This window comes from Arthrobacter sp. Z1-9, assembly GCF_054792695.1.
This window is the reverse complement of the sequence record NZ_CP096456.1, coordinates 1550440-1570835: the sequence shown is the minus strand read 5'-3', so window position 1 is coordinate 1570835 and position 20396 is coordinate 1550440. Positions and strand designations below refer to the sequence as shown.

At 65.1% G+C, this 20396-nt stretch carries 22 protein-coding genes and 3 tRNA genes; 8 read left to right on the top strand and 17 right to left on the bottom strand.

The genetic code is table 11. The annotated features are described in order from the left end of the window. The first annotated feature begins 54 nt into the window (after nt 1–54). The 4 genes from M1D93_RS07185 to M1D93_RS07170 all read left to right on the top strand — a co-directional run bounded on the left by M1D93_RS07185 (nt 55) and on the right by M1D93_RS07170 (nt 3873). Nucleotides 55–1263 carry a sensor histidine kinase gene (locus tag M1D93_RS07185; RefSeq protein ID WP_461174955.1) on the top strand — a complete coding sequence of 403 codons (1209 nt, stop codon included), beginning with the start codon at nt 55–57 and terminating at the stop codon, nt 1261–1263. 72 nt (nt 1264–1335) lie between these two features. Then, a complete protein-coding gene (locus tag M1D93_RS07180; RefSeq protein ID WP_461174447.1) occupies nt 1336–2052 on the top strand; it encodes a LytR/AlgR family response regulator transcription factor in 717 nt (238 codons plus the stop codon). After that, nucleotides 2049–2399 (top strand): DUF485 domain-containing protein, encoded by a 351-nt coding sequence (locus M1D93_RS07175; protein ID WP_461174446.1) that lies wholly within the window; start codon nt 2049–2051, stop codon nt 2397–2399. Before M1D93_RS07180 ends, M1D93_RS07175 begins: the two co-directional genes overlap by 4 nt. Nucleotides 2400–2406: 7 nt before the next feature. Beyond that, nucleotides 2407–3873: a sodium/solute symporter gene (locus M1D93_RS07170; protein WP_461174445.1), complete on the top strand. Its 1467-nt coding sequence runs from the start codon at nt 2407–2409 to the stop codon at nt 3871–3873. 47 nt (nt 3874–3920) lie between these two features. On the opposite strand, the gene M1D93_RS07165 is transcribed toward M1D93_RS07170, so the two are convergent. From M1D93_RS07165 to rpsB, 6 genes are all read right to left on the bottom strand, one after another. After that, nucleotides 3921–4505 carry a DivIVA domain-containing protein gene (locus M1D93_RS07165; protein ID WP_461174444.1) on the bottom strand — a complete coding sequence of 195 codons (585 nt, stop codon included), beginning with the start codon at nt 4503–4505 and terminating at the stop codon, nt 3921–3923. An 80-nt stretch (nt 4506–4585) separates the two neighbouring features. After that, entirely contained in the window at nt 4586–5509 is a 924-nt protein-coding gene (locus M1D93_RS07160; protein WP_461174443.1) for a phosphatidate cytidylyltransferase, read from the bottom strand. Then, a complete protein-coding gene (gene frr, locus M1D93_RS07155) occupies nt 5509–6066 on the bottom strand; it encodes a ribosome recycling factor (RefSeq protein ID WP_458779041.1) in 558 nt (185 codons plus the stop codon). The genes M1D93_RS07160 and frr overlap by 1 nt, the downstream gene beginning before the upstream one ends. A gap of 129 nt (nt 6067–6195) precedes the next feature. Beyond that, a complete protein-coding gene (pyrH, locus tag M1D93_RS07150) occupies nt 6196–6933 on the bottom strand; it encodes a UMP kinase (RefSeq protein WP_461174442.1) in 738 nt (245 codons plus the stop codon). Between the two features lie 123 nt (nt 6934–7056). Further along, a complete protein-coding gene (gene tsf, locus M1D93_RS07145; protein WP_461174441.1) occupies nt 7057–7893 on the bottom strand; it encodes a translation elongation factor Ts in 837 nt (278 codons plus the stop codon). A 129-nt stretch (nt 7894–8022) separates the two neighbouring features. Then, on the bottom strand, nt 8023–8904 hold the full coding sequence (gene rpsB / locus M1D93_RS07140) for a 30S ribosomal protein S2 (RefSeq protein WP_461174440.1): 882 nt from the start codon (nt 8902–8904) through the stop codon (nt 8023–8025). 434 nt (nt 8905–9338) lie between these two features. Between rpsB and M1D93_RS07135 the strand changes: the two genes are divergently transcribed. After that, the gene (locus M1D93_RS07135) at nt 9339–9866 is read left to right on the top strand and encodes a M23 family metallopeptidase (RefSeq protein ID WP_461174439.1); all 528 of its coding nucleotides are present in this window, start codon (nt 9339–9341) and stop codon (nt 9864–9866) included. Between the two features lie 38 nt (nt 9867–9904). Here M1D93_RS07135 and M1D93_RS07130 read toward each other — a convergent pair whose 3' ends face one another. The 8 genes from M1D93_RS07130 to M1D93_RS07095 all read right to left on the bottom strand — a co-directional run bounded on the left by M1D93_RS07130 (nt 9905) and on the right by M1D93_RS07095 (nt 15915). Next, a complete protein-coding gene (locus M1D93_RS07130; protein WP_461174954.1) occupies nt 9905–11095 on the bottom strand; it encodes an acyl-CoA dehydrogenase family protein in 1191 nt (396 codons plus the stop codon). 186 nt (nt 11096–11281) lie between these two features. Next, entirely contained in the window at nt 11282–11530 is a 249-nt protein-coding gene (locus tag M1D93_RS07125; RefSeq protein WP_461174438.1) for a helix-turn-helix domain-containing protein, read from the bottom strand. A 35-nt stretch (nt 11531–11565) separates the two neighbouring features. Continuing rightward, entirely contained in the window at nt 11566–11772 is a 207-nt protein-coding gene (locus tag M1D93_RS07120) for a hypothetical protein (protein ID WP_461174437.1), read from the bottom strand. 209 nt (nt 11773–11981) lie between these two features. Continuing rightward, nucleotides 11982–12055: transfer RNA gene (locus tag M1D93_RS07115), tRNA-Ile, on the bottom strand. A 74-nt stretch (nt 12056–12129) separates the two neighbouring features. Beyond that, the gene (locus M1D93_RS07110) at nt 12130–13326 is read right to left on the bottom strand and encodes a glycosyltransferase (RefSeq protein WP_461174436.1); all 1197 of its coding nucleotides are present in this window, start codon (nt 13324–13326) and stop codon (nt 12130–12132) included. A 100-nt stretch (nt 13327–13426) separates the two neighbouring features. Further along, nucleotides 13427–14335: a DMT family transporter gene (locus M1D93_RS07105; RefSeq protein WP_461174435.1), complete on the bottom strand. Its 909-nt coding sequence runs from the start codon at nt 14333–14335 to the stop codon at nt 13427–13429. Beyond that, entirely contained in the window at nt 14335–14958 is a 624-nt protein-coding gene (locus tag M1D93_RS07100) for a CDP-alcohol phosphatidyltransferase family protein (protein ID WP_461174434.1), read from the bottom strand. The genes M1D93_RS07105 and M1D93_RS07100 overlap by 1 nt, the downstream gene beginning before the upstream one ends. A 102-nt stretch (nt 14959–15060) precedes the next feature. Then, on the bottom strand, nt 15061–15915 hold the full coding sequence (locus M1D93_RS07095; protein ID WP_461174433.1) for a phage holin family protein: 855 nt from the start codon (nt 15913–15915) through the stop codon (nt 15061–15063). A gap of 180 nt (nt 15916–16095) precedes the next feature. Between M1D93_RS07095 and M1D93_RS07090 the strand changes: the two genes are divergently transcribed. From M1D93_RS07090 to M1D93_RS07080, 3 genes are all read left to right on the top strand, one after another. Continuing rightward, entirely contained in the window at nt 16096–17319 is a 1224-nt protein-coding gene (locus M1D93_RS07090; protein WP_461174432.1) for a multidrug effflux MFS transporter, read from the top strand. Between the two features lie 4 nt (nt 17320–17323). Further along, on the top strand, nt 17324–17515 hold the full coding sequence (locus M1D93_RS07085) for a hypothetical protein (RefSeq protein WP_461174431.1): 192 nt from the start codon (nt 17324–17326) through the stop codon (nt 17513–17515). Between the two features lie 102 nt (nt 17516–17617). Further along, entirely contained in the window at nt 17618–18025 is a 408-nt protein-coding gene (locus M1D93_RS07080; RefSeq protein WP_461174430.1) for a hypothetical protein, read from the top strand. A 49-nt stretch (nt 18026–18074) separates the two neighbouring features. Here the strand turns inward: M1D93_RS07080 and M1D93_RS07075 are convergent. From M1D93_RS07075 to dnaG, 3 genes are all read right to left on the bottom strand, one after another. Beyond that, nucleotides 18075–18150, bottom strand: a tRNA-Asn gene (locus M1D93_RS07075). Between the two features lie 124 nt (nt 18151–18274). Next, nucleotides 18275–18347: transfer RNA gene (locus tag M1D93_RS07070), tRNA-Asn, on the bottom strand. A gap of 79 nt (nt 18348–18426) precedes the next feature. Then, nucleotides 18427–20355 (bottom strand): DNA primase, encoded by a 1929-nt coding sequence (gene dnaG / locus M1D93_RS07065; protein ID WP_461174429.1) that lies wholly within the window; start codon nt 20353–20355, stop codon nt 18427–18429. Nucleotides 20356–20396: the final 41 nt, after the last annotated feature.

Genomic DNA, 20396 nt, shown 5'->3' with positions numbered 1-20396 from the left:
CGCTCAACGGTCGCGATGCTGCGCCAAACGGCGCCCGCCGTTACGCTGGGCACCATGCCGGACTCGCCCCTCCTGACTGCCGCGGCCGTTGCCGTAATCGCCCTGGCCGTCGCCGTCGTCGTCGGCCTGGGACTCAAGGTGCTGCGCTCGTTCCGTGACCTCGGCACGGACGCCGAACAAGCCACCTACCACACCCTGCACGCGGCATCCCAGGCCGGCCAGCATCTCCGGCGCGGCCTCAACCCCGCGGGTGCGGCCAAAGCCAGCCGGCAGCTGCGCACGCTGCTGGGCTGCGAGGCACTGGCCATCACAGACACCACCGGAGTGCTCGCGTGGGACGGTGCGGCCGAGGAACTGAAGCCCGGGTTGATGCGCCTGGCCGAAGGGGTGCTTGCGGGTGGGCGGACCGCGGTCCTTCCGGCAGGGCGGCCCACCGGGCCGGGAGGCGTACCAAAGGACGGCACCGGCGGCCCTCTCGCCGCAGTGATCGCCCCGGTGCGGGCCGGGACGCGCGTCGTGGGCGCCGTCGCCGCCTTCGCGCCGGCGGCCGGTGCGGGACTGGTCCGGGCCACCGGCGAGGTGGCGGACTGGGTAGCCGCGCAGGTGGAGCTGGCGGAGCTGGACGCGTCCCGGACACTGCTGATGGAGGCGGAGGTAAGGGCACTGCGCGCCCAGATCAGCCCGCACTTCATCTACAACTCGCTCAATGCCATAGCGTCCTTTATCAACACCGACCCCGCACGCGCCCGGGAACTGGTAGTTGAGTTCGCCGACTTTACCCGCTACTCCTTCCGGCGGCACGGGGACTTCACTACCCTCGCCGAGGAGCTCCGCTGCATCGACCGCTACCTCCTCCTGGAACGCGCCCGGTTCGGTGAGCGCGTCCAGGTCAGCCTGCGGGTGGCGCCTGAGGTGCTCAGCACCGTCATCCCGTTCCTCAGCCTGCAGCCGCTGGTGGAAAACGCCGTCCGGCACGGGCTCGAGGCCAAGGAAGGGCCCGGGCACATCAGCATCACTGCGAATGACGCCGGCGCGTTCGCCGAGGTGACCATTGAAGACGACGGCGTCGGCATGGACCCTGCGCAGCTGCAGTCCGTGCTGGCAGGCCATACCGACGGCGAGCACGTGGGCCTGCGGAACGTGGACGCCCGCCTGCGCCAGGTCTACGGCAATGACCACGGGCTGGTCATCGACACCGCACCCGGGGAGGGGACGCTGATCACCATGCGGGTCCCGAAGTCGCAGCCGGGCCACGACGCCTGACACGGGCAGCTGACCCTGCGCATTGGTGCTGCCCCTGGTCTGGCTGCCGACGGCGGAAGCTAACCTAGGAACATGATTAACGTCCTCGTCGTTGACGATGAGCTCCCCGCCGTTGAGGAACTGGCTTTCCTCCTGGGGCGGGACGACCGCATCGGCACCGTCCTCCGCGCCACCTCGGGCAGTGAGGCCCTTCGGGCTCTGGCAGCCGGTCCGGTCAATGCCGTCTTCCTGGACATCCATATGCCGGCGGTGTCCGGACTGGATATTGCGCGGGCCATCTCCGCGAGCAGGAATCCCCCTGCAGTGGTTTTTGTGACCGCGGACGAGGAGCACGCCCTGAAGGCTTTCGAACTCGCCGCCGTGGATTACCTGCTCAAGCCGGTCCGCGCCGAACGGCTGGCACGGTCCGTGGGGCGCATCAGTGAACTGCGCGACGGCGGTACGGCAGCTGAGATGATCACCGTGGACCAGGGCGGTACCACCAGGATGATCAGGCGTGACGACGTCACGTACGTGCAGGCCCAAGGAGACTATGCAAGGCTGCACACCGCTGATGCGAGTTACCTGATCAGGGTGCCGCTGGCCGACCTCGAGCAGCAGTGGGCGGACGCCGGGTTCATCCGGACGCACCGCTCCTACCTGGTTGCCCTGAAGCACGTCACGTCGATGAAACTGGCTGCCGACGGGCCAAGCGTCACGGTTGCAGGTGCCGGCCTTCCCATCAGCCGGCGCCACCTGCCAACAGTGCGGGAAAAGCTCGGCGCCACCCGGATCAGGCCGCAGGCATGACGAGGGTACGGGTCACGGCACCGCGCTCCGCGGTGCTTCCTCCCAGGGACAGCCGCGAAGCTGCCCAGGACTCCGAGGTGGGGCAGGTCTTCGTCAGGTCCCTGATCCGTTCCCAACTGCGGCTGGCGTTGGTGGTCGCCGGCGGTTTCCTGCTGATCCTTGGCGCCTTTCCGCTGCTGCTGGCCGTGGTGCCCGGCCTGGCGGAAACCCGGATCGCAGGTATTCCCTTTGACTGGCTTCTCCTGGGCGCAGGCACCTATCCCCTGATCGGGCTCAGTGCCTGGCTGTACATCCGCACCGCTGCACGCAACGAGGCGCGCTACCGGGACCTTGCCAAGGACCAGTGACGGCACCATGAATCCAGGCGGGGCCATAGCCGCGCTCGCAGTGGTATCCGTGGCTACAGCGGTGATCGGCTTCTACGGACTGCGGATTTCGCGGACCACCGGTGATTTTTATGTTGCTTCCCGGACTGTGCGGCCCTGGTGGAATGCCTCGGCCATCGGTGGTGAGTACCTCTCCGCCGCAAGCTTCCTAGGGGTGGCCGGCCTCATCCTGCTGTCCGGCACGGACGCCCTGTGGTTTCCGGTGGGCTACACCGCCGGCTACCTGATGCTGCTGCTGTTCGTGGCGGCCCCGCTGCGGCGCTCCGGCGCCTACACCATTCCCGACTTCACAGAAGCCAGGCTGGACTCCACGGCTGTCCGGAAGGTCACCAGCCTGGTGGTGGTGCTGGTGGGCTGGCTGTACATCGTGCCGCAGCTTCACGGCGCCGCTTTGACCATCCGGATCACCACCGGCCTGCCCTCCTGGGTGGGATCGGTGTCCGTGGTGATTGTTGTATGCCTGACCGTGGTTGCCGGCGGCATGCGTTCCATCACGTTCGTCCAGGCCTTCCAGTACTGGCTCAAGCTCACGGCACTGGCGGTTCCTATCCTGTTCATCATTTTTATGCTGGCTGGAAACGGTACTCCTGCCTTGGCTCCGCCCGCCGTGAACCCCACAAATCTTGCCCCCGCCGGGCTGTACCAGAACGTGTCGCTGCTGGTTGCCCTTCTCTTCGGCACCCTCGGCCTGCCCCACGTGCTGGTCCGCTTCTACACCAACCCGGACGGGCAGTCTGCCCGGCGGACCACGCTGATCGTCCTGGGCCTGCTGTCCGTGTTCTACCTGTTTCCCACCGCCTACGGACTCGTGGGCAGGATGTTTGCGCCCGGCCTGGCCCGCGCCAACCAGGCCGATGCCATGGTGCTGCTGCTCCCCGGCGAGTTGGTGGGCGGTGCCGCCGGCGATCTGCTGTCAGCCCTTGTGGTGGCCGGCGCCTTTGCCGCATTCCTCTCGACGACGTCAGGCCTGGTGGTATCGCTTGCCGGCGTCATCAGCCAGGACGTCCTGGGCGCCGGTGTGGGCGGCTTCCGGCTCGCCGCCGTGATCTCCATCGTGGTGCCCCTGGGCTTCGCCTTTATGACGGACTCGCTGGCCCTTGCCGGGAGTGTGGGCCTGGTTTTCGCCTTCACCGCGTCCACCGTATGCCCTGTGCTCCTGCTGGGCATCTGGTGGCGGGGACTGACCGACGCCGGAGCCATCGCCGGGATGGTGACCGGCGGGGTCCTGTGCGGCGGAGCGATGATTGCAGGCTCCGTGGCCGGCGTGTCTGCCCTCGCGCCCTGGCTGGCACAGCCGGCAGCCTGGACCGTGCCGGCAGCCTTCGCCGTGATGGTCGGAGTGTCCCGCGCCACCGTCCAGCGGGTTCCCGCAACGATGCCCCGGGTCATGACCCGGCTGCATACCCCGGAACGGCCGCTGGCCACCGAAAGGTGAGCCCGGGGTTTCCCCCAACTGCCCGACCCGGAGATGGTTGCCCGCGGTCAGTCGATGGCTGCCATCAGTTCAATTACGCGGTCCAGGAAGGCGTCCACCTGGGTCTCTTCGTACCCGTCGCGGCCAACGGCGGGACGGAAAACTGCCCGGCGGACGTTGTCGACGCTGAGCGGCTTGTCCTGCTCGAGGTAGGCGATGAGTTCGTGGCACAGCCGGTCCACGTCAGCGGTGTTGTAGCTGCTGGCCTTCTTCTTCGCAGGCCGGCGGAAGCGGTCGCCGTCGGGGCGGTGCAGCCGGCCGCGGAGGATGCCGGACAGGTTGCCAATCTCCCGCAGCCACGCCTCCTCACCCTGGGCGGCGATCAGCTCGTCCCGCTCGCGGCGGGCGAAGGCGTCTTCGAGGCGGTCAAGTGCTGCGTCCACGACGGCGGCGGAGTAACCGCCTTTCACGGGGTCGAACGACACGGCCCTGACAACGGCGCTGTTAACAGGCTGGGCCGCGGCCTCAGGGGTTTCAAGTGACACCCGCGCCCGCTGCAGGAACTGGTCCACCTGCTTGGCGTTGTAGCCGTAATCGCTGCGCTGCACGCGCTCAAAGGACGCAGGGATCTGCCGATGAATGTCCAATACCACTATTGATTCCTTCGATGCTCTTCAAGCCGTTACTCCTGCACCAGTCTATTGGCGCCCGTTCGCGGCGGGGGTTTTGTGTCTCAGGCCCCGGAAACGAGCCCATACAGGACAAAAGCCGCCGGGGCTGCAAAAACGATGGAGTCGAGCCGGTCCATCACGCCGCCGTGTCCCGGCAGGATGCTGCTCATGTCCTTGACGCCCAGTTCCCGTTTCACCATTGATTCCGCCAGGTCACCTGCAGTGGACGCCGCCACCAGTCCCACCGCCAGGACCACGCCCACCCACCAGGGTTTGTCCAGCAGGAAGAGACAGGCAAGGATGCCGATGAGTATTGCGCCGCCGACGGAACCGGCAAATCCTTCCCAGGATTTCTTTGGGCTGATCTTGGGTGCCATCGGGTGCTTGCCCAGGGACGCGCCCACCAGGTAACCGAAGGTGTCGTTGGACACCACCAGCAGCAGCATCACCGCTACCTGCCACGCGCCGTCGGGAATTGTTCCTCCCGGCCAGAGGCCCAGTGGAGTAGCACCGCCCGAAGCGTGCAGCGGGAGCGCCGCGAAGCTGATGAAGAAGGGCACCCAGCCTAAAGTGAACACACCCGCGAAGATGCTGTTGGCCGAGCCTGCAGCGCTCTCGATGGAGCGCCACAGCAGCACAGCCACGGAGCTGAGCAGCATGGCAAAAAGCAGGCTTTCGATCCCGCCGAGGTAGGCGGCGAACGGCATGGCCACCGTGCCCGTCAGCACCGGCACGATGGGCATCCTGGTACCGTTCGCCTCCAGTGCGCGGTAAATTTCCCACACGCCAAAGACAGCGAACGCAGTGGTGACCGCAACAAATCCGAGCGGGAGGAACAGCAGCCCGCCCAGCACTGCGAAGAGCATGGCCAGGCCCACCACCACCGCGGCCGGCAGGTTCCGCCCGGCCTTTGGCGTCGGGTTGGGTGTGGGCTGCTTCCCCCGGATGCGCGCCCGTTGTGCCGGGGCCTGCTCTGCCTGGCCCATCAGACTTCGAGCAGCTCTGCTTCCTTGCGCTTGAGCAGCTCGTCGATGCCGTCCACGTGCGCCTTGGTGAGGCCGTCCAGTTCCTTTTCGGCGCGGGTGCCCTCATCCTCGCCGGCCTCGCCGTCCTTGACCAGCTTGTCCAGGGTTTCCTTGGCCTTGCGGCGGATGTTGCGGATGGAAACCTTGGCGTCCTCGCCCTTGGTCTTGACGATCTTGACGTATTCCTTGCGGCGTTCCTTGGTCAGCTCCGGAATGGTGACCCGGATGACGTTGCCGTCGTTGGACGGGTTGGCGCCGACCTCAGAGTCGCTGAGCGCACGTTCGATGTCGCGCAGAGCCGTCTTGTCGAAGGGGGTGATGAGGATGGTGCGGGCGTCCGGAATGGCGAAGGACGCCAGCTGCTGCAGCGGGGTGGGTGAGCCGTAGTAGTCCACCAGGACCTTGTTGTACAGGCCCGGGTTGGCCCGGCCGGTGCGGATGGAAGCGAAGTCTTCCTTGGCTACCTCAACGGCCTTGTCCATCTTTTCTTCGGCTTCGAGCAAGGTTTCTTCGATCACGGTCTCTCCTGAAGACTCTGGTGCGGACCGGGGCGCCGGTTCCAAGCACAAAGGTGGTTCTCTTTTACTGCTTCCGCCCCTGGTCCCGAAGGCAGGGGCGGAACTGTCCTGAAAACATCCTAGCCGTAGCTAGGCAGTGACCAGCGTGCCCAGCTTCTCGCCGAGGATGGCCCGGGTAACGTTGCCTTCACCCTCCATGCCGAAGACCACCATCGAGAGCTTGTTGTCCTTGCACATGGTCATCGCCGTCTGGTCCATGACGCGGATGTCGCGGCGGAGGGCGTCGTCATAGCTAAGGGTTTCGAGCCGTTCGGCTGACGGGTCCTTCTTCGGGTCTGCGGTGTAGACGGCGTCCACACCGCTCTTGGCCATCAGGACGACGTCGGCGTGGACTTCGAGTGCACGCTGGGCGGCCACGGTGTCGGTCGAGAAGTACGGCAGGCCGGCACCGGCGCCGAAGATGACCACGCGGCCCTTTTCCATGTGCCGGATGGCGCGGCGGGGAATGTAGGCTTCGGCTACCTGCCCCATGGTGATGGCGCTCTGGACGCGGGTTTCGACGCCGGCCTGCTCCAGGAAGTCCTGGAGGGCCAGGCAGTTCATCACTGTTCCGAGCATGCCCATGTAGTCCGCCCTTGAGCGGTCCATGCCGCTCTGGGAGAGTTCTGCGCCGCGGAAGAAGTTGCCTCCGCCAACCACGATCGCCACTTCCACCTGGGGGACGGCCGCGGCGATCTGCTTGGCGACGTCGCGGACCGTCTCCGGGTCAACGCCAAGCTTCCCGCCGCCGAAGACTTCGCCGGAAAGCTTCAGGAGGACCCGGCGTCGACTTTTCTCTGGCTGGATTACAGTGTTGACGGCTTCCATGATGCCTTCCCGTTGGTGAGTCTGAAAAAAGGTTATCCTGCTGGGCCAGTGCCCGGTATCGGTACCGGCCCGGTGCATGCAAAAGGGGCGGCCACCGAAGTGGCCACCCCCTTGCAGTTTCGACTAGGAGCCGACGCGGAAACGCGTGAACGCGGTTCCCTTGACACCGGCCTCTTCGAGGACCTGTGCCACGGACTTCTTGGCGTCCTTCGCGAATGCCTGGTCAACCAGGACCTCACCCTTGTAGAAGCCCGTCACGCGGCCTTCGACGATCTTGGTGAGTGCGGCTTCGGGCTTGCCCTCGGCCTTGGCGGTCTCTTCGGCGATGCGGCGCTCGGACTCAACCAGGTCGGACGGAACGTCCTCGCGGGTCAGGTAGTTCGGGGCCATCGCAGCAATATGGACTGCAACGTCGTGGGCGGCGGTGGCGGCGGCGTCGCCTTCACCGTCAACAGCGAACAGCACGCCAACCTGGGCCGGGAGGTCCTTGGAGGTCTTGTGCAGGTAAGCGTCAACGGTTGCACCCTCGACGCGGGAGATGCGGCGGACAACAACCTTCTCGCCCAGGACAGCGCCTTCTTCGACGACGACCTCGGAGAGCGGCTTACCGTCAACTTCGGTGGCGAGCAGGGTCTCGAGGTCGGCTGCGCCGGACTCAACGGCAACGGCCAGGACCTTGTCAGCCAGCTGGATGAACTTGTCAGCCTTGGCCACGAAGTCGGTCTCGCAGTTGACCTCGATCATAACGCCGACGCCATTGCTGACCTTTGCGGCCACCAGGCCTTCAGCGGTGGAGCGGCCCTCGCGCTTGGTAGCGCCCTTGAGGCCCTTGATGCGGATGATTTCGATGGCCTTCTCGGCGTCACCGTTGGCTTCGTCAAGAGCCTTCTTGACGTCCATCATGCCGGCGCCGGTGCGCTCGCGCAGGGCCTTGATGTCCGCGGCAGTGTAGTTCGCCATGTGAACCCCTCTGTCTAGAAATTTGTTGTGGTGTACGGACCGACAGGACGGCAGCCCACGTGGTGGGCCGCCATCCTGTCAGCAGCTCCGGCACCGCAGGCGGCGCCGGAGAATCCGGATTTACTTGTGTTACTTGGCGTCTTCAGCCGGAGCAGCAGCGTCTTCTGCTGGAGCAGCTGCCTCGGCAGCAGCCGGTGCTTCAGCTTCCTCGGTGGGAGCAGCAGGAGCAGCAGCTTCTTCAGTCTTGCTGCCTTCGAGGAGCTCGCGCTCCCACTCGGCCAGGGGCTCTTCCGGAGCTTCGGTGGTGCCGGTGGCGCGGTTGTTGCGGGCGATCAGGCCTTCGGCAACGGCGTCGGCAACAACGCGGGTCAGGAGGTTCACGGAGCGGATGGCGTCGTCATTGCCCGGAATCGGGAAGTCGACCTCGTCCGGATCGCAGTTGGTGTCCAGGATGGCCACAACCGGGATGTTCAGCTTCTTGGCCTCGTCAACGGCGAGGTGCTCCTTCTTGGTGTCCACGATCCAGAGCACGGAGGGTGCCTTGGTGAGGTTGCGGATACCGCCGAGGTTGGACTCGAGCTTGGTGAGTTCACGCTTGAGGAGCAGGAGCTCCTTCTTGGTGTACGCGGAGCCGGCGACGTCGTCGAAGTCGATCTCTTCGAGTTCCTTCATGCGCTGGATGCGCTTGGCGACCGTCTGGAAGTTGGTCAGCATACCGCCGAGCCAACGCTGGTTGACGTACGGCTGGCCGACGCGGGTTGCCTGCTCGGCAATCGCTTCCTGGGCCTGCTTCTTGGTGCCGACGAAGAGGACGGTGCCGCCGTGTGCAACGGTGGCCTTCACGAACTCGTAGGCGCGGTCGATGTAGGACAGCGACTGCTGAAGGTCGATGATGTAGATGCCGTTGCGCTCGGTGAAGATAAAGCGCTTCATCTTCGGGTTCCAACGGCGGGTCTGGTGTCCAAAGTGGACGCCGCTGTCAAGCAGCTGGCGCATAGTTACGACGGGCATGCCGACGCTCCTTCCGGCAGGTCATTCATGAGAAGGCCCTAAGGCTTCTTACCCTGCCAATAGTTGACGGTTTATTAGCGTGGCCCGGGCGGGCCCTGCTCCTGGCATCCATCGCGCTTCTCATCAGCACCTTAGGTCCTGACCGCAAGAAGCATGATCCTCCGCTGGAGGGCTGGATGCGCGTAGTCAGCCACCGCTCCCCCACACTCCTGAATGAGACGTGCCGACGCAAAACCCGGACAGGGGCGTATACCGTTGGAAGAACCGTAGGGATAGCCGCCGGACGGAAAGCGTTGAGGGCGCAGCAAACTGCTCCATCAAGTGTACTACAGGCACCTGCACGCGGAAGACAGCACCAGTGCCGGCCGGGAGCCTTATCCACATAGCCCGGCCTGCCCCTGCCGGCCCTTTTCGAAGCGGCGCAGGCTGGGCAGATGAAACCACCGGTACTGCTTGCAGCCCTGCTCCTGCTGCCCGCTTCACTTGCTCCCGCCGGGGAGGCGCTGGCCTTCGGTCCAGCACCCACGGGCACCGCTTCCGCGCCCTCCTGGCAGTGGCCAATCTCCCCCCGCCCGCCGGTCCTGCGGGACTTTGACCCTCCGCCCAAGCCCTGGCTCAGCGGCCACCGGGGCGTGGACCTGGGGACAGCGGCCGACGGCGTCCGGGTCACCTCGCCGGCGGCGGGAACGGTGAGTTTCGTGGGAGTTGTGGTGGACCGGCCGGTGATCACCATCGACCACGGCAACGGCCTTCGCAGCAGCTTCGAACCCGTGGAGAGCAGCCTCGCGGCCGGCAGCGTGGTGGCCGCGGGCCAGATGATCGGCACGGTTCTTCCCGGTCATTGCCCTGCCGCTTCGTGCGTCCACTGGGGTGTCCGGCGGGGCGAGGATTACGTGAATCCGCTGCAGTTTGTGATGGACCTGCGGCCTTCCATCCTGCTGCCGCTCGCGGCGCCGCCGTAGGGTGCGGGACTGGCTGGCCGGTCGCGGAGGGAAGCAGGTCAGACGATGGCAGAGATACCTGTAATCGCGCGGCCGGTGACAAGAGTGTTGATTTCGTGCGTCCCCTCATAGGAGTAGATGGCTTCGGCGTCGGCGAAGATCTTGGCCATTTCGAAGTCGGTCACGATGCCGTTGCCGCCCAGCAGGTTCCGGCCGATCGCCACACTTTCACGCATCCTTGCAGTGGTGAATGCTTTGGCCAGGGCGGACTGCTCGTCTTTGGCGGCGCCGGCGTCTTCCAGCTGGGACAACCTCACCATCATGCCCATGGAGCTGACGGCGTTGCCCAGGATCTGGACCAGCTGGCTTTGGACCAGCTGGAAGGAGGCCAGCGGCCGGCCGAACTGGTGGCGTTCGACGGCGTAGCGCCGGGCTACGTCGAACGCGGCCAGCTGCTGGCCCACGGCCTGCCAGGCGACACCGAGGCGCGTGACTTTCAGGACCTTGTTGACATCCCGGAAGCTGTTGGCGTGGGCGAGCTTGTAGAAATCAGGCACCACCACGTTGTCCAGGGTGATGTCGGCGTTCTGGACGGTGCGGAGTGCGATTTTGTTCTCGATCTTCGCCGCGCTGAAACCCTCCAGCGTGGTGTCCACCAGGAAGCCTTTGACCTGGTTGTCCTCAACGTCCCGCGCGTAGATGACCACCCAGTCGGAGAAGGTGGCGTTCCCGATCCAGCGCTTGGCGCCGTTCAGGATCCACGTGCCTCCCTCGCGGCGGGCGGTGGTTCGCGTCCCGCCGGCCACGTCGGAGCCGCCCAGGGGCTCCGTCAGGCCGAACGCTCCGATCTTCCTGAGGGCGTAGATATCAGGCAGCCACGCGTCCTTCTGCTCCTGCGAGGCCAGCGCTTCGATGGATCCGGTGAAGAGCCCGTCATGGACCCCCATGAACGTGGAGGTGGACGCATCGGCGCGCGTCACCTCGGCGTGCATCAGGCCCGCGTACAGATTGGAGTGGCCCTGCCTGCGCACGGGGCTGACCAGGTCAATTTCCGCCAGCTTCGGAATCAGGTCCATGGGAAATTCACCCCGGTTCCAGAAGTCCACAGCGATGGGACGCACCTCGCGGGCCAGGAAATCCCTGACCTCCGCCAGCCGGTCCTGCTCCTTTCCGCTCAGCAGCTGCTCAAAGGCGTAGAAGTCGCCGTCGGCGTAGGGCAGGTTATTGAGGTCGGCAGCAGAAGTGGACATGGATACCTCGCAGATGATCAGCGGTGACCGGGGCTCTCCGGGAAGGAGCACGGTATGTTACTGCTCAGTAACATACCGCAGACCGGAGGCTTAAGGAAGAAGAACCTCCTCGAGCGTGATCATTGCAATCGAAACACGGGTTTACGGACGATACGCCCAAAACCTTAACCATCGACTAACGACGGGCTAAGACTCATCAGCTGCTTCGCCGGCCGCTATCCGCTCAGCAGTAACCCGGTATGCCTGCTCAATGTAGTCCTCCAGGTCCGTGGCAGCTACGCGCCAGGTACGGTGGGCGCCGATCTGCAACCCTCGCAGCTCACCCGCCGTCAACAGCTGGCGGACAGTCGGCTCACGGATAGCCAGCTCCTCGGCTACCTGCTCAATCGTCAAGAACCTCGAGCGCTTCGGCACAGCTTCATCAGTAACAGTCATCTGGCCACCATAACCAAGGTCAGGAGGCCTTGGAACTACCCGGCACCATCACCGGCCGGAGCGTCCGGAGATAGAGGTAGTTCCATAAACTCATACAACTCCCGCCATGCGTTATCCAGACGCATCTCAGCCAGGACGACCTCCTCCTTTCCGGCAGCCGTACCGCGCTGCCGCAGCTCATGGAGCTCGTTGTACAACGCCTCAACCTGGTTCAAACGCTTCTTAAACTCCATGTCCGCCATCGCAAAAGACTAACCGACCAGCCCGTGGGAGTGGGCCGTCGTGCTGGTCTGTCATGTCCAGGCAGTCTCATCAAGCGCGGGGCAGTATTCCTCTCCGTGGGAACAACACCTGGCGCCACGGTGGAATCAGCCGCGCCCTTTCCGAAGCCGCCGCCTTGCAAACGAGCCCTCCTTCCCTAGTTGACAGGGGAAGGAGGGCTCTTTCGAGGTAGGGCTACTCGGACTTGAACCGAGGACCTTAGGATTATGAGTCCCGCGCTCTAACCAGCTGAGCTATAGCCCCCTATGCCCTGGCTGATCTCCGCGAAAGGGATATGCCTGCAGGGCAAAATTACTCTAGCAAATCCCGGAAAGCGTTCAGACCACTTTGTCCTCGAAGCCCGCGCCCCGGTACAGGTCCTCGAAGGTCTGCAGGGTCCCTTCGATGCTGTGGGGTTCCACCATCTGCCGGCTCGCCTGGCCCATGGCGGCGCGCTGGTCTGCGGGCAGCTCAAGGATCATGGTGATCTTCTTGGCCAGGTCATCGCTGTCATTCGGGGTGAACAGGTACCCGTTCTCGCCGTCGCGCACCAGGTGCGGCAGTGCCATGGCGTCGGCCAGCACAACCGGCGTCGAGGCGGACATCGCCTCCAGCGTCACCAGGGACTGCAGTTCTGCAGTCCCCGGCATGCAGAAGAGATCGGCCCTGATGTACGTCTTCCGCAGATCCTCGTCGCTGACCAGGCCCAGGAACTTCACCCTGTCCCCCAGCCCGAGGCGCTGGACGAGGTTTTCGAGGGAGGAACGGACCTCGCCGCCGCCCACGATCTCAAGGTGCACGTTCAGCTCGGGGGGTGTTTTGCTGATGGCCTGGATCAGCACATCCACATGCTTTTCCTCCGCGAGGCGGCCGGCGAACAGCACGGTGGGGTGCGCGTGCGGTTCGATGTGCTCGCCCGGCTGGAGTTCATAGGCTGCCGAATCGATGCCATTGGAGAGCGGGAGGACCTTGCGGAGGAAGGCGTGCTGGTGCATGGCCTTGGCCGCGAGCGGGGTGGGCGTGGTGACTACGTCAGCCCGCCCCATGACCTTGCCCATGTCCTTCCAGGAAATCCGTCCGATGATGTTCTTGAACCACTGCGGAAACGGCAGGAACGGATTGAGGTTCTCCGGCATGAAGTGGTTCGTGGCGACAATCCGGATGCCCCGCTTGTCCGCCTCGTAAAGGACATGCTCGCCGATCATGTAGTGGCTTTGGATGTGGACGACGTCGGGCTTGACCCGGTCAAAAAGGAGGCTGATCTCCTTCTTGATTTCCCACGGGAAGCACAGGCGGAAGTACTCATGGGTGGGGGCGGCGTGTGAACGGAGGCGGTGCACGGTGGCTTCTGACCGGAACTCGGTGAAGCTCTTCCCGTTGTCCGCACGGCAGGCCAGCACGTGCACGTTGTGGCCCCGGCCCGTCATTCCCTTGGCCAGGCGGTAGCCGAACTGTGCGGCCCCGTTGATGTGGGGGGGGTAGGTATCCGCGGCGATCAGGACGGTCAGGGGTTGCTGGTCTGCGGGCGTGGTCACGTGGAGAACTCCTGATGGTCACGGTGCGGACAGTGGCACTGACAGCACGGTTGGCCGCTGGCATGGCGCCGGGGCCTCGTGTATTTGCTGATGGAAGGGACTAGTGGGACGGCTTGCCGGCGGCCTTCCGAGCATCCTTTTTGCGCTTGGTGACCTCGGGGTGGTGCCGGGAAAGGGCGATGACTCCCACGATAGCAAGGGATGCGGCGGTTCCCATGGCAATGGCCATAACGGCGTGGACATCGGGGCGGAGTTCGCCGAGGATGACAATGCCGATGGCTATTCCCACAAGTGGATCGATCACCGTGAGTCCTGCGATCACCAGGTCCGGCGGACCCGCGGAGTAGGCATTTTGGACAAACCATGATCCCAGTCCTCCCGCCGCAATGAGGGCCAGCACCGAGTACCACTGCACGTTCAGCAGGAACAGCCCGTTCGGATCGAGCAGGTGCTTGCCTATGATCCGGGTGAGGACTGCCACGAATCCGAAGAGGACGCCGGCGCCCAGGATGTAGACGAAGGCGTTGATCCGGTGTTTGAACATCACCGCCAACGTGCCGAAGAGTCCGACGGCGAGGGCCAGCAGCAGCACGATGGTGAGTTCGGCGTCCAGGCTCACATGGTGGTTTTCCTGGGTGACGTTGACGGCCAGGAGGACAAAGAGCGCGGAGCCTGTGACGCAGGCGGCGATGGCCACCACCGTTGCCCGGTTGATGGTGAGGTCCTGGTCCTTGGCATTGATGACGGTGGTGATGACGAGCGCGATGGCGCCGATTGGCTGGACCACGGTGAGCGGGGCGGACACGAGGGCCACCGCGTTCATGGCCATGCCGGCGCACAGCAGCAGGAGGCCGAAGACCCAGCGCGGGTTCCGGAGGAGGCGGAGGAAGCCGTTCGAGCTCAGTGCCAGGCCCCCGGTGTCGGCTTTGACGGCACTACCCTGCCGCTGGGCCCCCAGGGCGAGGCAGAAGGCTCCAAGCAGCGCAAGCACAACGGCCACCCACACCATCAGGCGGTCCCGCCGTCGTGATGCTGCTGCAACCTGCCTTTGCGCAGGATGGCCCAGAAGTAGTTGTAGGCGGCGATCCAGTGGCCGACCAGGCCAAGGCCGAGCACGATCCACGCGGCGACGAACAGCTCATCCGAGAATGAGGTGTCCAGCCGGGACAGGACCAGCATCGGCGTGCCCAGGAGCAGCAGGCCGGTGCGCACCTTGCCCACCACGCTGACCCGAAGGTCCGGATGGCCGCCGAAGAAAGACAGCGTGAGGACCAGCAGCACGGCGTCCGGAATCACCAGCGCGGCCAGATACAGCCAATGCACGACGCCGGCGATCACCAGGGTGACCGCGACGGCGATCAGCGCCAGCCGGTCGGCAATGGGGTCAAGGACCCGGCCGAGCTTGGAGGCCTGGTCGAAGCGCCGCGCGACATAACCGTCGATCCAGTCGGTGCTTGCCATCACGGCAAGGACCACCACGCCGGCGGCGTATTCCTTTTGTGCCAGGACCAGCCAGACAAAGAGCGGCACCCCCATGAACCGCACGACGGTCAGCAGGTTGGGGATGGTGAAGACGCGGTCGTGATCCACCTGGGGGCGTCCGGGACGGGAGCCGGCACCGATGAACTTCACGCCGTCCCCCTTCCTTTCTGCTGCCCTCCAGGCGCGGACTAATGGTTGCTCCCTGCGGTCCTGCCGGGCGCTGCCCGCCGGCAGCACCGTGAAAGGCGGGCGCTAGTAGGTCCGAAGGAGCTTGCGGACCAGGACTACGAACACGGTACCGGCAGCCGCGAAGGCAGCCAGGGGTTTCCACCGGTTGCCCAGGTTGCCTGCAGACTCCACGAGAGCGGACAGCCGGTGCCCGGCAAGGTCCTTGCCCCGCCCGGCGAGAACCTGGCCCTGGCGGAGTTTGCCCTGCGCGGCACCCACCAGGAACTGCGCCTGGGTTTTGACGTCGAGCTCTTCGCCAAGGTCGTCACGGACCTCGGTGAGGTGGTGGCGGCGCTGGTTCAGGCGGCGAGCAAGTTCCGGCTCGGAGGCCTGGGGGTATTCCTTGTTGTGCTCGTCTGCCTTTGCCTCCTTTTCTGCCTTGGCCTTGGCAGCCGCCTCTGCCTTGGCAGCCTTGGCAGCTCTGGCTTCGGGGCTCTGCGGATCGAGGACCGCCGGGTTGAAGGCGGAGCCCTCCTTCGCGATGCCGATGTCGTGCTTGATGCCGCGGATGGTTTCCTCAGGCAGCAGGGGCATGGCCTTCTTGAACTTGCGCATGCCGATCAGGCCGCCAATGAGTGCTATCAGCAGGAATGCTGCGGAGACCAGGAGCGCGGCCAGCCATGCGGGCATGATGGTGGCGAGGCCCATGATGGCGGCAACGATCAGGCCGACCACAAGGAAGAGGAGGAAAACGAGGGCCACGGCGAGGAAGGCTGCGGCAACCCCGACCTGGATGCCTTTGCGCTTGAGCTCTATTTTGGCGAAAGCGACTTCGTCGTTCAGCTGGCGGGGCGCCAGCCGGAATAGGAGTTTAAGCGTCCTGGGCAGCGCAGCGATGCGCAATCCCTGGCTGGTCCGCCCGCTGTGACGTCCGCTCATCGGTTCCGCCTTACTGTTTCATGGTCGATTCGGCTTCCATGTGCTGCGGGAAAGTGCAGCTGCACAGTCCCCGGCACCAAAACTATCATTCAGGTTAAGGGCGAACCCCGGGGCTTGCCGGACGGCGCGGCCTACAACGCTGCAGAATTCCCGCGCGCCCCGGGCCTAGGATTGATATCCGTGACCACCCCCAGCAATCCGGGCGATCTGTTGAGCCGCCGACGGAAACTCCTGTACATCCTCCTTCTCGGCGCCCTGACGGCCTTGGGTCCGTTCACGATCGACCTTTACCTTCCCGCCTTTCCGGCACTGGAAGCGAGCCTGGGCGTGACCGAGGCCCAGGTCCAGCTGACCCTGGCCGGGACTACCGTGGGCTTTGCCATCGGCCAGTTGGTGGTGGGCCCGTTCAGCGACAGGTTTGGCCGCAGGACCCCGCTGATCCTGGCCACCGCCCTCCACATTGCAGCGTCGCTGGGCGCCGCCCTGTCCACGGACATCACCACCCTGGGCATTTTCCGCGTCCTGATGGGTGTGGGCGCCGCCGGCGGCGGCGTCGTGGCCATGGCCATGGTGCGGGACCTGTTTTCCGGCTATGCCTTGGTCAAGATGTTTTCCCGCATGTCCCTGGTCAGCGGACTGGCACCGATCCTTGCCCCCGTCATCGGCTCACAGCTGCTGCTGGTGATGCCGTGGCCGGGGATCTTTGTGTTCCTCGCCGCGTACGGCACTCTGGTCATCGTCGCCGCCCTGTTCCTGGTGCGCGAGACGCTGCCGCCGGAGAAGCGCCAGCAGAGCGGGCTGACTGCCCGCCAGCGCTACCGGATCCTCTTCAGCGACAGGATCTTTGTTGGGCTGCTCATGGTGGCCGGCCTGAATTTTGGCGGCCTGTTCACGTACCTTTCGGCATCACCCTTCCTGTTCCAGGACGTTTTCGGTTTTTCCGCCCAGGAGTACGGCCTGCTCTTCGGCATCAATTCACTGGGCATCGTTGCAGGTATCCAGACGAGTTCGCGCCTCATCCGGCGGGTACCGCCACAATGGATCGTGGCGGGCGCCACGGCCTGGATGTTCGTTATGGCCATGCTGATTGTGGTGTTCGACCAGCTGGGATTCGGGCTCTGGGGCGTGTTGGTGCCGCTGTGGTTCTACATCATGGGCACGGGCTTTATGTTCCCTTGCGTTCAGGTACTCGCCCTGGCAAGCCATGCCGCCCAGGCAGGCACCGCGGCCTCCCTGCTGGGTTTCGCGACTTTTATGATGGCGGGGCTTATCTCCCCGGTCGTTGGCTGGCTGGGCATCACCAGCGCCGCTCCCATGGGCGCCGTCCAGGCCGCCTGCATCCTGCTCGCCATCGCTGCCCTGTGGATTGTTGTCCGGCCCCGGACCGTCCCGTCAATCCACTGACGCCATGAGGCATACTGCAGGGCGCAAGCCGCACCGGAACCGCCGGGGACTTTTCCTGGGGGCGGTGCTGGGCGCCGTCGCGGGCTATTTCGCCGGCCGCGCCCTGGGCAACCCGGCGATGGGAATTGTCCTGGGCATGCTGGCGGGATCCGCTTTGCTGTACCGCCTCAACCCGGGGCCCTGGAACCGGCCCTGATCAGTCCCGCCTGACCAATTCCGCCGGGCCGCCTTCGCGCGCACCCGGACAGCGGTCCGCACGTCTGCCCCTGCACGCCTGTGACGGGCTAAAATATTGTCCGTGCCCAGCTGGCAGGATCACCCGCCGCTTCCGGCCACGTGGCAACGGTGCGATACCGGGATCCTGCCACTGTGGTGGGACCGGTTGTGCGCCCAAAGCGGCGAACAGTCCGCAGCCCTCTACGCGGCCGGGCTGTTCACCGAGGACCGCCGCCGGCCCATAGCCCAGTGGTACAACCCCGCCTTCATGGCAGCGCTGCTGGTAGCCCCGGAGACCTCGCCCGAGTGGCCGGTGCAGCGCTTCGGCATCTTCTACGCACCACCCGAGACAGGCTTTGTCCGCGTACATTCCGCGCCCCATGAGTGGAACCCGCGCCAGCCGCGGAAGTCCCCCACCGAAAAAGAGGCCTTCCTGGCAGCCATCGCCGAGGCAGAGCGGTTCCTCCAGGTGGAAATGGACTTCGTCTAGGAACGAAAAAGCCCCCGTCCCTCCAATGGAGGAACGGGGACTTTTCTTGTGGCTCCTCCTGCTGGACTTGAACCAGCAACCCTTCGATTAACAGTCGAATGCTCTGCCAATTGAGCTAAGGAGGAATGAAGCAGGTATGACATTAGCAAAGGATTCGCACCAAAGTGAAATCGGCGGTTTTGTGGGTAGATTTACGGTTTCGAGGGCATAAAAAATCCCCGTTCCGGAGCCCGGAACGGGGATTGTGCGCTCCTCCTGCTGGACTTGAACCAGCAACCCTTCGATTAACAGTCGAATGCTCTGCCAATTGAGCTAAGGAGGAATGAAGCGGGTATTAGCCTAGCAAACACCCCGGCTGGAAGCGAAATCGGGGCCAGCCGGTGCAGCAGTAGGCGCACTTCCTAGGCATCCGAGCGCAGGGCACGGCGTTCCATTTCCAGCATCATCAGCTCACGGTTGAGCCGCTGGTACGTTTCCGGATCTGCGGCCGGGTCCAGCCGTTGGAGCTGGCCCATCTTGTCGGCCTTGACCCGGGTGATCTGGAGCTCGAAAAGCCTGGCCAGGATGTCCCGGCAGTATTTCTGCACCGCCTCCTCCGTGCTGGCAGGCAACGGCACCACGGCCAGTTCAGACACCAGTGGGCGCAGCGGTTCAGGGACCTCGTGCATCACGTGCTCCACCCAGCGCACCGGGTCGGCGGTGAGGGCAGGGTCGGTGGCCCGCATGGCGTCATGGACTGCCTGGAAGGCCGGCGTGGCGAAACGGGCAGCGGAAAAGCGTTCCCAGATGCCGCCGGCCAGCAGCGCCGGCTCCTGCAGCGCCACCTCCAGCGCCTGCCGCTCCATGGAAGCCACCGGATCACGCGGGTCCGGGCGGTGGAAGGACGGGACAGCGCCCGACGGCGGCCCGGCAGCTACCCCGGGTCCGCCCGGCTGGGCGGCGCCTGAGGGAGTCCGGGGCCCCGGGGTGGGAGGCCCGCCCTGGTCCCCGCGCTTCGCGGCGTTCTTGACTTCTGCCGTGACCAGGCGCAGCACCTCGTTCGGGTCCGGCATTCCCAGCCAGCCCGTGAGTGCCTGGCAGTAGCCGGTACGGGTGGAAGCGTCCCGGATGGCGGCAACCACCGGGACGGAGGCCTTCAGTCCCTGCACGCGGCCCTCCACGGTGTCCAGGTTGAACTGCTTCAGCGTGGTGCGGATGGCGAATTCGAACAGCGGACGCCGGGACTGCACCAGCGCGTGTACTGCCTCGTCGCCCTTGCTTTGGCGCAGGTCGCACGGATCTGCCCCCGAGGGCTCTACGGCCACAAAAGTCTGCGCGGTGAAGCGCTGGTCCTCCTCAAAGGCGCGCAGGGCTGCCTTCTGGCCGGCAGCGTCGCCGTCGAAGGTGAAGATGACCTCTCCCCCGGTGCCGTCATCCGAAAGCAGCCTGCGGGCAATCTTGATGTGCTCGGTGCCGAACGCGGTGCCGCAGGTGGCCACCGCCGTCGGGATCCCCGCCAGGTGGCAGGCCATAACGTCCGTGTAGCCCTCCACCACCACCAGCTGCCGGTCCTTGGCGATGTTGCGCTTCGCGAGGTCAATCCCGTACAGGACCTGGGATTTCTTGTACAGGGTGGTCTCGGGAGTGTTCAGGTACTTGGGGCCCTTGTCGTCCTCGTAGAGCTTGCGGGCACCGAAGCCGATGGTGTCCCCGGCGATGTCCCGGATGGGCCAGATGAGACGGCCGCGGAAGCGGTCGTAGATGCCCCGGTTTCCCTCCGAGAACATGCCGGTGAGTTTCAGCTCCGCGTCTGTGAAGCCACGCCCGCGGAGGTGTTTGAGCAGTGCATCCCAGCCCTGCGGGGCGTATCCGACACCGAACTGTTCTGCGGCGGCGCGGTCGAACCCGCGGCCGTGGAGGAAGGTCCGGGCCTCCGCGGCGCCGGGTGTCAGCAGCTGCGCCTGGAAAAATTCGTCGGCGATCTTGTGGGCATCCAGCAGCCGCTGCCGGCGTCCAACCTCCTCCCGGTTGGGGCCGGTCCCGCCGTCCTCGTACCGGAGCTCGTAGCCAATCCGGGAAGCGAGCTTCTCCACCGCCTCCTGGAAGGAGCTGTGGTCCTGCTTCTGGACAAAGGCAATAACGTCGCCGTCCTCGCCGCAACCGAAGCAGTGGTAGCGGCCCACCTGAGGCCGGACAGTGAAGGACGGCGACCGTTCGTCATGGAACGGGCACAGGCCCTTGAAGGTGCCCAGCCCGGCGCCCTTGAGCGTGACGTAGCCGTCAACCACGTCCTTGATGTCCGTGCGCTGGCGTACTTCGTCGATATCTTCACGTTTGATCAGCCCAGGCACAGAGCCATCCTAGCCCCGGGGTACGACCGCGGCCCGCGCCC